Genomic DNA, 11787 nt, shown 5'->3' with positions numbered 1-11787 from the left:
GGGGATTCCGTATCAGTGTTTCAATCTGTCAGCCCGCCGTGCGGTGTACGGGCCACTGCAGGCATCTGGCCTGCAATCTACCTGTACGACGCCCGCTGGCATCGACCTGCCTGCGCAGATGCAAGGGCTGTGTGGACTAAACTCCAGACAAATCAACCACTTACACATTGACGCGCAGGTGAAACACATTATAGGGGGCAAACCACCATCCGACCGTACTCCCGGCGCTCCCGCTCCTGCGGCGCGCCTGGTGGAGGTCGACGAAGACTCCGCTGGCCAGCGCCTCGACAATTTCCTGCTGCGCCAGCTCAAAGGCGTGCCCAAAACCCATGTCTATCGCATCATCCGCAGTGGCGAAGTGCGCATCAACAAGGGCCGGGTCAATGCCGACACCCGTGTGGAGGCGGGCGATGTGGTGCGCCTGCCGCCCGTGCGCATTTCCGACAAGGTGGCCGAGAAGGCCGAGCGGCCCGCGCCGGCGCGCGAATTTCCCATTCTGCTCGAAGACGAGCACCTGATCGCCCTGGACAAGCCCGCCGGCGTGGCCGTGCATGGTGGCAGCGGCGTGAGTTTTGGCGTGATCGAGCAACTGCGCCAGGCGCGGCCGCAGGCCCGGTTTCTGGAGCTGGTGCACCGGCTCGACCGTGAGACCTCGGGCATTTTGTTGGTGGCCAAGAAGCGGTCAGCGCTCACTCACCTGCAAGACCAGTTCCGCGAACGTGAAACCGGCAAGACCTATCTGGCGCTGGTGACGGGGGGCTGGCCGGCCAACAAGAAGGTGATCGACCAGCCGCTGCACAAATACCTGCAGGCCGACGGCGAGCGCCGGGTGCGTGTGACCACGGCCGACGACCCCGACGGCATGCGCTCCATCACGCTGGTCAAGGTGCGGCAGACGCTGCCCGCCCGCGCGGCGCAGGGCCTGCCCGCCATGAGCCTGCTGGAGGTCACCATCAAGACCGGTCGCACCCACCAGATCCGAGTGCACCTGGCAGCCCAAGGCCATCCCATCGTGGGGGATGACAAATATGGCGACTTTGACCTGAACAAACGCCTGCAGAAGCTGGGGATGCGGCGCATGTTCCTTCATGCCTGGCGGTTACAGTTCACCCACCCGACCACTGGCGAACGCGTGCTGCTGAATGCCGAGTTGCCACCGGAACTTGCCGATTTCGTCCCCACCGCCTGATTGCCCCATGCGCCCTACCATCCGCCCGCGCCGCTTTGACCTGATCGCCTTTGACTGGGATGGCACCCTGTTTGATTCCACCGCCATCATCGTGCGCAGCATCCAGGAGGCGGTGCGCGACGTGGGCGGCGCCGTGCCCACCGACCAGGCGGCCGCCTATGTGATCGGGATGGCCCTCACGCAGGCGCTGGCCCATGCGGCACCCGATGTTCCGCCCGAAAAATACCCCGAGCTGGGCAACCGCTACCGTTTCCACTATCTGCAGCACCAGGACGACCTGAACCTTTTTGCCGGCGTGTTGCCGCTGCTGGCCGACCTGCGGGCGCAGGGCCACCTGCTGGCCGTGGCCACCGGAAAAAGCCGCCGGGGCCTGGACGAGGCGTTGCACTCGGTGCAGCTCAAGGGCGTGTTCGACAGTTCCCGTACCGCCGACGAAACCGCTGGCAAGCCCCATCCCCTGATGCTGCAGGAGCTGATGGCCGAGCTGGATGTCGCGCCCGAGCGTTTGCTGATGATCGGCGACACCACCCACGACCTGCAGATGGCGCTGTCGGCTGGATGCGCCAGCGTGGGCGTGAGTTACGGCGCCCACGAGCCCGAAGCCTTTGAGGTGCTGAACCCCTTGCATGTGGCCCACTCGGTGCGCGAGCTGCACGACTGGCTGCTGTCCAACGCCTGATGGGCCTGCCGTTGCGAGATCCTTGCTTGTCTGCCGCCCATGACCACCGCTGATTCCGTCGCCATTGCGCTGTGCAGCAGCGCCGATCTCCAGGAGCGCCACCTGGCCGTGCCCTTTGATGTGGTGTACGTCGGGCAGACCTGCCGGGCCTTTGCCATCCGCTTCGAGGGGCGGCCCCATGCCTTCCTGAACCGCTGCACCCATGTGGCCATGGAGATGGACTACCAGCCCGACCGTTTTTTTGATGACACTGGCCAGTGGCTGCTGTGCGCCACCCATGGCGCGGCCTACCGGCCGGACACCGGCGCCTGCGCGGGCGGCCCCTGCCGCGGCGGGCTGGTGAAGATCGCCTTGTCCGAAGTGGACGGGGTGGTGCACTGGCATACTGCCTACAACCTGCAACCTGTTGAGTTCTGACCCATGACCGACACCACCCGCACCGAACCCACGGGTTCTGGGCAAAATCCAGCGCAAGCGACCGATCTGTGGGCGCAACCAGCTACAAATTCGGCAGCAAAAGTGAGCGCTGCATCGCGTGAACCCGGTTGGGAGCGTGCCACGCTGGAAAAACTGGCCTTCGCTGCTCTCAACGAGCAGCGCAGCGCCCGCCGATGGAAGATCTTCTTTCGCCTGACCTGGCTGCTGGTGGCGCTGCTGGTGGCCTGGGCGGCCCTGTACCAGAGCACCAGCGGCCCCAGCAAGTCGGCGCCCCACACGGCGGTGGTGGACATCAAGGGTGAAATCGCCTCGGGCGCCGAAGCCAGCGCCGAACTGGTGGTGGCCGCCATGCGCAGCGCACTGGAGGACGAGGGCTCGCAGGCGCTGGTGCTGCTGATCAACTCCCCCGGCGGCAGCCCGGTGCAGGCGGGCATGATCAACGATGAAATCGTGCGCCTGAAGGCCAAGCACAACAAGCCCGTGTATGCCGTGGTGGAAGAGACCTGCGCCTCGGCCGCTTACTACATCGCGGCGGCTGCCGACGAGATCTTTGTCGACAAGGCCAGCATCGTCGGCAGCATCGGCGTGCTGATGGACGGCTTCGGCTTTACCGGCACCATGGAGAAACTGGGCGTGGAGCGGCGCCTGCTCACCGCAGGCGAGAACAAGGGTTTCCTGGATCCGTTCAGTCCGCAGACCGAAAAGCAGCGTGCCTACGCCCTCACCATGCTCGACCAGATCCATCAGCAATTCATCAGCGTCGTGAAGGCCGGCCGGGGTGACCGCCTCAAGCCCACGCCCGAAACCTTCAGCGGCCTGTTCTGGACGGGCCAGCAGGCCATCGAGATGGGCCTGGCCGACAAACTGGGCAGCCTCGACTTCGTGGCGCGCGAAGTGGTCAAGGCTGAAGACATCATCGACTACACCCGCCGTGAAAATGTGGCCGAGCGCCTGGCCAAGCGTTTTGGCGCGGCGATGGGCGTGGGCGCGGCCAAGGCCCTGGCAAACACTGCCGCTCCGCAATTGCATTGAACGCCGCGGCCCCGGGTTTTGCCTGGAGGCGGCGCAGGGCCGAAAATTGGATAGAAAAATGCCTCCAGTGCTTATTTTGTAAGCGCTGATGGCTATCGAATAGATGGTATTCCCGGGCCGCTACGGCTAACGGCCGAAGGCAAATACCACCGGCGTGCGGTTGTCGATGGGGATGGCCTGCTGGCGCCACTGGCGCACCAGCTGGCTGCGGATCTGCACCTGGGGCAGTGTCAGCCCCCCTGCCAGTGCCAGCCGGGTGTGCGGCTGCAGCGTCTGCACCAGGGCCTGCCAGAGCGCCGCGTTGCGGTAAGGTGTTTCGATGAAGAGCTGCGTCTGCCCCGTCTTGAGTGCCAGCGATTCCAGCTCGCGGATGCGCTGGATGCGCTCCTGCGCGTCTTGCGGCAGGTAGCCGGTAAAGGCGAAATTCTGGCCGTTCAGGCCGCTGGCGGCCAGCGCCAGCAGCAGCGAGACGGGGCCCACCAGCGGCACCACCGGAATGCCCAGGTCGTGCGCCGCGCGCACCACGGACGAGCCCGGGTCCGCCACGGCGGGCATGCCCGCTTCGCTGATCAGGCCCATGTCATGCCCCACCAGGGCTGCGGCCAGCAACGGCCGGGCGTCGAACGGGGCCGAGCCCTTGGCGCCGTGGTCGCCTTTCTTGTGGACTTCGCGCGGCAGCTCGGTGATGGTTTGCTGTTGCAGCGAGGCGGCCAGCGGGTGCAGGGGCTCGATGCGCTTGAGGTAGGCGCGCGTGCTCTTGGCGTTTTCGCAGATCCAGTGCGTCAGGCGGGCGGCCGTTTTCAGGGTGCCGTCGGGCAGGGCGTCCTGCAGGGGCGCCTGGGTGTCGCAGCCGAAGTCGAGCGGCGCGGGCACCAGGTACAGCGTGCCGTTGGTGGCGGTGTAGGCAGGCGTGTCTGCCGGGGGCGTGGGGCGCGTGCTCATGGCAACACCAGGCCCGCGGCGCGCAGCATGCGGCAGGTGCGGATCAGCGGCAGGCCGATCAGGGCGGTGGGATCGTCGTTCACGATGGCGTCAAGCAGCGCAATGCCCAGGCCTTCGCTCTTGGCGCTGCCCGCGCAGTCGTAGGGCTCTTCGGCGCGCAGGTAGCGCTCGATTTCATCGTCCGACAACTGGCGAAAGCGCACCTCGACCGGCGCCAGGTCCACCTGCTCGAACCCGGTGGCGGCGCAGACCACGGCCACGGCTGTCTGAAAGATCACGGTCTGGCCGCGCATCTGGCGCAGCTGGGCCACCGCTCGTTCGTGCGTGCCTGGCTTGCCCAGCGGGTGGCCGCCCAGGTCGGCCACCTGGTCGGAGCCGATCACCACCGCCTGCGGGTGCTGGCGGGCCACTGCGTGGGCCTTGGCCAGTGCCAGGCGCAAGGCCAGGGCGCGGGGTGTTTCGGCGGTCAGCGGGGTTTCGTCCACTGCGGGGGCTGTCACCGTGAAAGGCAGGTTCAGCCGCGACAGCAGCCCATGGCGGTAGCGCGATGTCGAGCCCAATACCAGTGGGCGTTGCGGGGTGTGGGATGGATGCATCGGCCGATTCTCTTACACTGCCGCCATGACCAAGGAATTCTCCCCCGACCGGCTCGATGTCAAGGCTTTCGCGCAGGCGGGCGGGCAGCTGTCCGGGCACGATTCGCTGCTGAAATACGAGCGGCTGTCCCAGGAGGCCAAGAGCCTGCACCCTGATCTGCGCGTGGACTGGACGGCCACTGGCGAGTTGCGCACCGCACTGGGTGGAATCGTGCAGGTGTGGCTGCATGTGCAGGTGCAGGCGACCTTTCCCATGGAGTGCCAGCGGTGCCTGACGCCGGTGGATGTGCCCCTGGCTGTGGAGCGCTCCTTTCGCTTCGTGGCCGATGAGGCCACGGCCGAGGCGCTGGACGACGAGAGCGAGGAGGATCTGCTGGCACTGAGCCGCGAGTTCGACCTGCGCGAGCTCATCGAGGATGAACTGCTGATGGCCCTGCCCGTGGTGCCGCGGCACGATGAATGCCCAACGGCCGTGCCGCTGGCCTCCAGCGACGACGATTTCGAGGCCGCCAGCGCCGAAAAACCCAATCCCTTTGCTGCGCTGGCGAGCCTGCGCAAAGAAGAAAAGGGACAATAATTGGCGTTTGGGATATAATCGAGGGCTTCACGCGAATCCCCTCGTGTCTTTAATGGGCTGATCGCGTTTTTACCAACCCTATTCAAGACCAGGAGCCATCATGGCCGTTCAGCAAAACAAAAAGTCCCCTTCCAAGCGCGGCATGCACCGCTCGCACAATGCCCTGAACGTGCCGGGCATTGCCGTGGAACCGACCACCGGTGAAACCCATCTGCGCCACCACATCAGCCCCAACGGCTTCTACCGTGGTCGCCAGGTGCTGAAGAACAAATCTGAAGCCTGACATCAGCCTTCCCCGCAAGGCCCGTTGCTACTCTTGCTGTAGCACGGGCCTTTGTTTTGACCACTGCATTTATCTTTCGACCAGCCTTGCTGGCTGGACAAGTCGCCCATGATCACACTGGCTGTTGACTGCATGGGGGGCGACCATGGCCCCCGCGTCACGCTCGCGGCGTGCCGTCAGTTCCTCCAACATCATCCTGATGCCCATCTGCTGCTGGTCGGTCTGAAGGACAGTCTGCAGTCGTTCTCGCATGAGCGAGCCACCGTGGTGCCGGCTTCCGAAGTGGTCGCCATGGACGACCCGGTGGAGATTGCACTGCGCCGCAAGAAGGACTCGTCCATGCGCGTTGCCATCCAGCAGGTGAAGGACGGCACGGCGGCCGCTGCGGTTTCCGCCGGCAATACGGGGGCCTTGATGGCCATTGCCCGCTACATCCTCAAGACGCTCGATGGCATAGACCGTCCGGCCATCGCCACCCAGATGCCCAATGCCCAGGGTGGCGCCACCACGGTGCTCGACCTGGGGGCCAATGTGGACTGCTCGGCCGAACACCTGCTGCAGTTTGCTGTCATGGGCTCTGCGCTGGTCTCCGTGCTGAAAGATGCCGATGAGCCGACCGTGGGCCTGCTCAATATCGGTGAAGAGATCATCAAGGGCAGTGAAGTCATCAAGAAAGCGGGTGAGTTGCTTCGATCTGCTGCCAATTCGGGTGATCTGAATTTTTATGGCAATGTCGAGGGCAACGACATCTTCAAGGGAACCGTGGACATCGTGGTGTGTGACGGTTTTGTGGGCAACGTGGCACTGAAGTCCGCCGAAGGTGTGGCAACCATGGTGGTGGGTGGGCTCAAGCAGGAGTTTTCGCGCAGCATTTTGACGAAAGCTGCTGCCATCGTCGCCTATCCCGTGCTGAAAGCGCTGATGAAGCGCATCGATTACCGCCGCTACAACGGCGCGGCGCTGTTGGGCCTGCGGGGGCTGGTGTTCAAGAGCCACGGCTCGGCTGATGCCATGGCCTTCGAGCAGGCGTTGAACCGGGCGTATGATGCAGCCCGCAACAACCTGCTCGATCGTGTCCGGACCCGGATTGCGCATGCGGCGCCCCTGCTGGCGCCCGCCATTGCCCAGCCAATGCCCGGTGCCGCGGCGACAACACATTGATGAGACGCTATTCCCGCATTACCGGCACCGGCAGCTACCTGCCGCCGCGCCGCGTGACCAACGCCGATCTGGTGGCCGAACTGGCACTGAGCGGTATCCAGACCTCTGACGAATGGATCGTGGAGCGCACCGGAATCCGGGCGCGCCACTTCGCCGCCCCCGACGTGACCAGCAGCGATCTGGCCCTGGAGGCTGCGCGCAAGGCCCTGGAGGCTGCCGGCTGCCAGCCGCAGGACATCGACCTGATCATCGTTGCCACCTCCACGCCGGACATGGTGTTCCCCTCGACGGCCTGCATATTGCAAAACAAGCTGGGTGCCAACGGTTGCCCTGCGTTTGACGTGCAGGCCGTGTGCAGCGGCTTTGTCTATGCCCTCACGGTGGCCGATGCCATGATCCAGAGCGGAGCCGCCAGGCGTGCGCTGGTGGTGGGCGCCGAGGTCTTCAGCCGCATTCTGGATTTCAAGGACCGCACGACCTGTGTGCTGTTTGGCGATGGCGCGGGCGCGGTGGTGCTGGAGGCGTCGGAGACGCCCGGCATCCTGGCCAGCGAACTCCATGCCGATGGCCGGTATGTCGATATTCTGTGTGTGCCGGGCGGCGTCTCGGGCGGCGAGGTGCTGGGCCATCCGCTCTTGAAGATGGACGGCCAGGCCGTGTTCAAGCTGGCGGTGGGCGTGCTGGACAAAGCTGCCCGCGCCACCCTGGCCAAGGCGAACCTGACCGATGCCGACATCGACTGGCTGATTCCGCACCAGGCCAATATCCGCATCATGCAAAGCACGGCCCGGAAACTGAAGCTGTCCATGGACAAGGTGGTGGTGACGGTGGACCAGCATGGCAACACGTCTGCGGCCTCCATTCCGCTGGCGCTGGACCATGCGGTGCGCGCGGGCCAGGTCCAGAAGGGCGAGACCCTGCTGCTCGAAGGCGTGGGGGGCGGTTTCACCTGGGGTGCGGTGCTCCTGAAGCTGTAGCTGCTTGCGCATGATGGGTAAGCGCTTGAGGCATATGTCTTATAAACATCTGGTGGTATGAAATCTTTTGCATTTGTCTTTCCGGGGCAGGGCTCGCAGTCCGTGGGCATGCTGGACGCCTGGGGCGATCACCCGGTGGTGGCCCAGACGCTTCAAGAAGCCTCCGATGCCCTGGGTGAAGACCTGGGACGGTTGATTCATGAAGGCCCCAAGGAGGCGCTGGCCCTGACGACCAACACGCAGCCGGTCATGCTGGTGGCCGGGGTGGCCGCGTGGCGCGTCTGGCGCGCCGAGGGCGGAGCCACGCCGCTGGCCGTGGCCGGGCATTCGCTGGGTGAGTATTCGGCGCTGGTGGCTGCGGGCGTACTGACGCTGGCGCAGGCGGCACCGCTGGTGCGTCTGCGCGCTGCTGCCATGCAGGAAGCCGTGCCGGTAGGCACGGGGGCCATGGCGGCCATTCTGGGCATGGAGGCCGCCCGTGTCATCGCTGGTTGCTCCGAGGCGGCGGCATCCTTTGGTGCGGGATCGGCAGAAGTGGTCGAAGCCGTGAATTTCAACGATCCGGTCCAGACCGTGATCGCGGGCACCAAGGCGGGTGTCGACAAGGCCTGCGAACTGCTCAAGGCGGCGGGTGCCAAGCGTGCGTTGCCACTGCCCGTGTCGGCGCCGTTCCATTCCAGCCTGATGAAGCCTGCTGCAGAGAAGCTGCGCATGGCGCTGGCCGATGTGGTGTTGGGCGCTCCGCAGATTCCGGTGCTCAACAATGTGGACGTGGCCGTGCAACAAGACGCGGATGCCATCCGGGATGCGCTGTACCGCCAGGCCTTCGGCCCGGTGCGCTGGGTCGAGTGCGTGCAGGCGCTCAAGGCACGCGGCATCACCCATCTCATCGAATGCGGCCCCGGCAAGGTGCTGGCGGGCCTGACCAAGCGCATCGACCCCGAACTGGTCGGCGCGGCACTGTTTGATCCGGCTACATTGGCCGAAACCCGGGAGTTGTTGGCATGACGCAATCTGCATCTGAAGCGCAAGTGGCGCTGGTGACCGGCGCATCGCGCGGCATTGGCGCGGCGATTGCGCTGGAGCTTGCCGCGCGCGGCTACCAGGTGGTGGGCACAGCCACCACCGATGAAGGCGCCGGGCGCATCAGCCAGGCCCTGTCGGCCTACCCGGGCTGCCGGGGCGCCAATCTGAACGTCAACGATGGCGCGGCCATCGAGGCGCTGATGGACTCCATCGTCAAGCAGCAGGGCGGCCTGCATGTGCTGGTGAACAATGCCGGCATCACGCGCGATACCCTGGCCATGCGCATGAAGGATGACGACTGGGACGCCGTGCTGGACACCAACCTCAAGGCGGTCTTCCGAGTGAGCCGTGCCGCCATTCGTCCCATGATGAAGCAGCGCTTCGGGCGCATCATCAGCATCACCAGCGTGGTGGGTGCATCGGGCAACCCGGGCCAGGCCAACTATGCAGCCGCCAAGGCCGGTGTGGCCGGCATGACGCGTGCACTGGCCCGCGAACTGGGTAGCCGCAGCATCACGGTCAACTGCGTGGCACCGGGTTTCATAGCAACCGACATGACGGCCAGCCTGCCCGAAGAGCAGCAAAAAGCCCTCAACGCACAGATCCCGTTGGGCTGCATGGGCAAGCCTGCCGACATCGCCCATGCGGTCGCCTACCTGGCATCGCGCGAGGCAGGCTATGTGACGGGGCAGGAATTGCACGTCAATGGCGGCATGTACATGTAATTATTGAGAGTTAACGTCGGTTCATCCGTGCGACGGGTTGACTTGGGGGCTTTCCTCAAGCGGCTAGAATCGCGGATCTATTCACAACCCCCAGAGGGAAACCATGAGCGATATCGAAGCACGCGTCAAAAAAATCATTGCTGAACAACTCGGCGTTGAAGAGTCCCAGGTCACCAACGAGAAAGCCTTTGTGGCCGACCTCGGCGCTGACTCCCTGGATACCGTCGAACTCGTGATGGCACTCGAAGACGAATTCGGCATCGAGATCCCTGACGAAGATGCAGAGAAGATCACGACGGTGCAGAACGCCATCGACTACGCCAACACCCACCAGAAGGCCTGAGCGGGCTTTCAGCGCCTGACTTGAGCGATCAGCAGAAGGTTTTACGCATGAGCCGTCGTCGCGTTGTCGTGACCGGCCTGGGGTGTGTCAGTCCCGTGGGTAACACGGTGGCGGATTCCTGGGCCAACGTCCTGGCCGGCAAGTCCGGCATTGATCTCATCACCAAGTTCGATACGTCGAACTTTGCCTGCAAGATTGCAGGCGAGGTCAAGGGATTTGATCTGGAGTCGTACATCAGCGCCAAGGATGCGCGCGCGATGGACGCTTTCATCCATTTCGGCATCGCTGCGGCGGCCCAGGCGGTGCAGGATGCAGGCTTGCCCACAGGGGAGGCGCTGCACGACGACCTGGCCACACGCATCGCCTGCGTGATCGGCTCGGGTATCGGCGGCCTGCCGCTGATCGAGAACACCCATGCCGAGCTGGCCAGCCGGGGACCTCGGCGCATCACCCCATTTTTTGTGCCCGCTTCCATCATCAACATGGTGGCAGGGCATGTTTCCATGCGGTTTGGCTTCAAGGGACCCAATCTGTCGGTGGTGACCGCCTGCACCACGGGCCTGCACTGCATTGGCCAGGCGGGTCGCATGATCGAATACGGCGATGCCGACGTGGCCGTGGCGGGTGGCACCGAGGCTACCGTGTCGCCCCTGGGCGTGGGTGGCTTTGCGGCCATGCGCGCACTTTCCACGCGCAACGACGACCCCCAGACGGCTTCGCGCCCCTGGGACAAAGACCGTGACGGTTTTGTGCTGGGCGAGGGCGCCGGTGTCATGGTGCTCGAAGAGTACGAGCATGCCAAGGCGCGCGGAGCCAAAATCTATGCCGAACTGAGCGGCTTCGGCATGAGTGCCGATGCCGGTCACATGACCGCTCCCAACATGGACGGTCCACGCCGCGCCATGCTGAGCGCCATGCACAATGCGGGTATCAATCCTGATCAGGTGGACTATCTCAACGCGCATGGCACGTCCACACCGCTGGGCGATCTCAACGAGACCAACGCCATCAAGGCGGCCTTGGGTGCACATGCCTACAAGACCGTGGTCAGCTCCACCAAGTCCATGACGGGTCACCTGCTCGGTGGCGCGGGCGGGATTGAAAGTGTGTTCACCGTGCTGGCGTTGCACCACCAGAAGGTGCCGCCGACGATCAACCTCTTCAACCAGGATCCCGAATGCGACCTGGACTTTTGCGCGAACACGGCGCGTGACATGCGGATGGACGTGGCCGTCAAGAACAACTTTGGCTTTGGCGGAACCAACGGCACGCTGGTCTTCAAGCGCTTTTGATGCCGCTTGCTGTCGCCAGGCCTTGCTGGTGACAGCCTTGAACGTGGCGGTCTGCCATGCCGCGGCCCGTCCGCAGGGCCGGTTTGCTTGCCCGTATTCCGTCGAGTGGCGCTGACCATGCGCCGCGCTTCGTCCCATTTTTCTGCACCACCGGTTCAATATCCCGTTGGACGGGGGCTGGTGTTGCTTTGGGGGTTGCTGGCCCTGCTGGGTGTGGGCGGTGCTGCTTTGTTGAACTGGCTCCTGCAGGGGGCTGGTCACTCGGTAGTGCGGCTGTCCGTGGCCATTTCTTTCTGGTTGTACGCTGCTGGTTCGGTATGGCATTTCTGGCGGCACCGCGTTCGCGGGCTGCTGCAGTGGGACGGTTTGCAATGGCGCCTGGAGATCGACCAGCGGGGCAAGCCGGCACATCCACTGGAGGGAGTCCTCTGGGTGCGGCTGGATCTCCAGAGTCAACTCTGGGTTTGCCTGGATGGCCCCGATGGACGCAGCACCTGGTTGTGGCTTGAACGCCAGAGCGTTCCCGA

14 protein-coding genes are annotated in these 11787 nt (G+C 64.6%); 12 read left to right on the top strand and 2 right to left on the bottom strand.

The genetic code is table 11. The features are described from left to right. The first annotated feature begins 178 nt into the window (after positions 1-178). Genes AC1RDS_RS02915 through AC1RDS_RS02900 form a run of 4 tightly spaced genes read left to right on the top strand, consistent with a single transcriptional unit; the run spans position 179 to position 3338 of the window. Positions 179-1189 (top strand): RluA family pseudouridine synthase, encoded by a 1011-nt coding sequence (locus AC1RDS_RS02915; protein ID WP_348683157.1) that lies wholly within the window; start codon positions 179-181, stop codon positions 1187-1189. A 7-nt stretch (positions 1190-1196) separates the two neighbouring features. Beyond that, the gene (locus AC1RDS_RS02910; RefSeq protein WP_092697159.1) at positions 1197-1868 is read left to right on the top strand and encodes an HAD family hydrolase; all 672 of its coding nucleotides are present in this window, start codon (positions 1197-1199) and stop codon (positions 1866-1868) included. A gap of 39 nt (positions 1869-1907) precedes the next feature. After that, positions 1908-2285 carry a Rieske (2Fe-2S) protein gene (locus AC1RDS_RS02905; RefSeq protein WP_348683159.1) on the top strand — a complete coding sequence of 126 codons (378 nt, stop codon included), beginning with the start codon at positions 1908-1910 and terminating at the stop codon, positions 2283-2285. 3 nt (positions 2286-2288) lie between these two features. After that, the gene (locus tag AC1RDS_RS02900) at positions 2289-3338 is read left to right on the top strand and encodes a S49 family peptidase (protein WP_092697157.1); all 1050 of its coding nucleotides are present in this window, start codon (positions 2289-2291) and stop codon (positions 3336-3338) included. Between the two features lie 126 nt (positions 3339-3464). Here the strand turns inward: AC1RDS_RS02900 and AC1RDS_RS02895 are convergent, their stop codons facing one another. Both AC1RDS_RS02895 and AC1RDS_RS02890 read right to left on the bottom strand, forming a co-directional pair. Then, positions 3465-4280 (bottom strand): SAM-dependent methyltransferase, encoded by an 816-nt coding sequence (locus AC1RDS_RS02895; RefSeq protein WP_092697156.1) that lies wholly within the window; start codon positions 4278-4280, stop codon positions 3465-3467. Continuing rightward, entirely contained in the window at positions 4277-4876 is a 600-nt protein-coding gene (locus tag AC1RDS_RS02890; protein ID WP_092697155.1) for a Maf family nucleotide pyrophosphatase, read from the bottom strand. The genes AC1RDS_RS02895 and AC1RDS_RS02890 overlap by 4 nt, the downstream gene beginning before the upstream one ends. 25 nt (positions 4877-4901) lie before the next feature. Here AC1RDS_RS02890 and AC1RDS_RS02885 point away from each other — a divergent pair, with 25 nt between their 5' ends. The 8 genes from AC1RDS_RS02885 (at position 4902) to fabF (ending at position 11260) form a co-directional block, all read left to right on the top strand. After that, positions 4902-5453, top strand: coding sequence for a YceD family protein (locus AC1RDS_RS02885; RefSeq protein WP_026436402.1), 552 nt, complete (start codon positions 4902-4904; stop codon positions 5451-5453). Between the two features lie 100 nt (positions 5454-5553). Further along, positions 5554-5736, top strand: a complete 183-nt coding sequence (gene rpmF / locus AC1RDS_RS02880; protein WP_005794249.1) for a 50S ribosomal protein L32 — start codon at positions 5554-5556, stop codon at positions 5734-5736. Between the two features lie 108 nt (positions 5737-5844). Beyond that, on the top strand, positions 5845-6897 hold the full coding sequence (gene plsX / locus AC1RDS_RS02875) for a phosphate acyltransferase PlsX (protein WP_287875699.1): 1053 nt from the start codon (positions 5845-5847) through the stop codon (positions 6895-6897). Then, positions 6897-7874 carry a beta-ketoacyl-ACP synthase III gene (locus AC1RDS_RS02870; RefSeq protein WP_348683165.1) on the top strand — a complete coding sequence of 326 codons (978 nt, stop codon included), beginning with the start codon at positions 6897-6899 and terminating at the stop codon, positions 7872-7874. The genes plsX and AC1RDS_RS02870 overlap by 1 nt, the downstream gene beginning before the upstream one ends. Positions 7875-7931: 57 nt before the next feature. Continuing rightward, positions 7932-8882, top strand: coding sequence for an ACP S-malonyltransferase (fabD, locus tag AC1RDS_RS02865; RefSeq protein ID WP_092697152.1), 951 nt, complete (start codon positions 7932-7934; stop codon positions 8880-8882). Beyond that, the gene (gene fabG, locus AC1RDS_RS02860) at positions 8879-9625 is read left to right on the top strand and encodes a 3-oxoacyl-ACP reductase FabG (RefSeq protein ID WP_092697151.1); all 747 of its coding nucleotides are present in this window, start codon (positions 8879-8881) and stop codon (positions 9623-9625) included. The genes fabD and fabG overlap by 4 nt, the downstream gene beginning before the upstream one ends. Before the next feature lie 103 nt (positions 9626-9728). Next, positions 9729-9968 (top strand): acyl carrier protein, encoded by a 240-nt coding sequence (gene acpP, locus AC1RDS_RS02855; protein ID WP_003058049.1) that lies wholly within the window; start codon positions 9729-9731, stop codon positions 9966-9968. A 47-nt stretch (positions 9969-10015) separates the two neighbouring features. Continuing rightward, the gene (fabF, locus tag AC1RDS_RS02850; RefSeq protein ID WP_092697150.1) at positions 10016-11260 is read left to right on the top strand and encodes a beta-ketoacyl-ACP synthase II; all 1245 of its coding nucleotides are present in this window, start codon (positions 10016-10018) and stop codon (positions 11258-11260) included. The last annotated feature ends 527 nt before the right edge of the window (positions 11261-11787 follow it).

Source organism: Acidovorax sp. GW823-FHT02H02 (genome assembly GCF_058797075.1).
Note: the sequence above shows the minus strand (reverse complement) of the source record. Positions and strands in the feature narration are given on the sequence as shown.

Coding starts and splice junctions, on each gene's coding strand:
- AC1RDS_RS02910 (WP_092697159.1), top strand. CDS start 1,197: ATGCGCCCTACCATCCGCCCGCGCCGCTTTGACCTGATCGCCTTTGAC.
- AC1RDS_RS02905 (WP_348683159.1), top strand. CDS start 1,908: ATGACCACCGCTGATTCCGTCGCCATTGCGCTGTGCAGCAGCGCCGAT.
- AC1RDS_RS02900 (WP_092697157.1), top strand. CDS start 2,289: ATGACCGACACCACCCGCACCGAACCCACGGGTTCTGGGCAAAATCCA.
- AC1RDS_RS02895 (WP_092697156.1), bottom strand. CDS start 4,280: ATGAGCACGCGCCCCACGCCCCCGGCAGACACGCCTGCCTACACCGCC.
- AC1RDS_RS02890 (WP_092697155.1), bottom strand. CDS start 4,876: ATGCATCCATCCCACACCCCGCAACGCCCACTGGTATTGGGCTCGACA.
- AC1RDS_RS02885 (WP_026436402.1), top strand. CDS start 4,902: ATGACCAAGGAATTCTCCCCCGACCGGCTCGATGTCAAGGCTTTCGCG.
- rpmF (WP_005794249.1), top strand. CDS start 5,554: ATGGCCGTTCAGCAAAACAAAAAGTCCCCTTCCAAGCGCGGCATGCAC.
- plsX (WP_287875699.1), top strand. CDS start 5,845: ATGATCACACTGGCTGTTGACTGCATGGGGGGCGACCATGGCCCCCGC.
- AC1RDS_RS02870 (WP_348683165.1), top strand. CDS start 6,897: ATGAGACGCTATTCCCGCATTACCGGCACCGGCAGCTACCTGCCGCCG.
- fabD (WP_092697152.1), top strand. CDS start 7,932: ATGAAATCTTTTGCATTTGTCTTTCCGGGGCAGGGCTCGCAGTCCGTG.
- fabG (WP_092697151.1), top strand. CDS start 8,879: ATGACGCAATCTGCATCTGAAGCGCAAGTGGCGCTGGTGACCGGCGCA.
- acpP (WP_003058049.1), top strand. CDS start 9,729: ATGAGCGATATCGAAGCACGCGTCAAAAAAATCATTGCTGAACAACTC.
- fabF (WP_092697150.1), top strand. CDS start 10,016: ATGAGCCGTCGTCGCGTTGTCGTGACCGGCCTGGGGTGTGTCAGTCCC.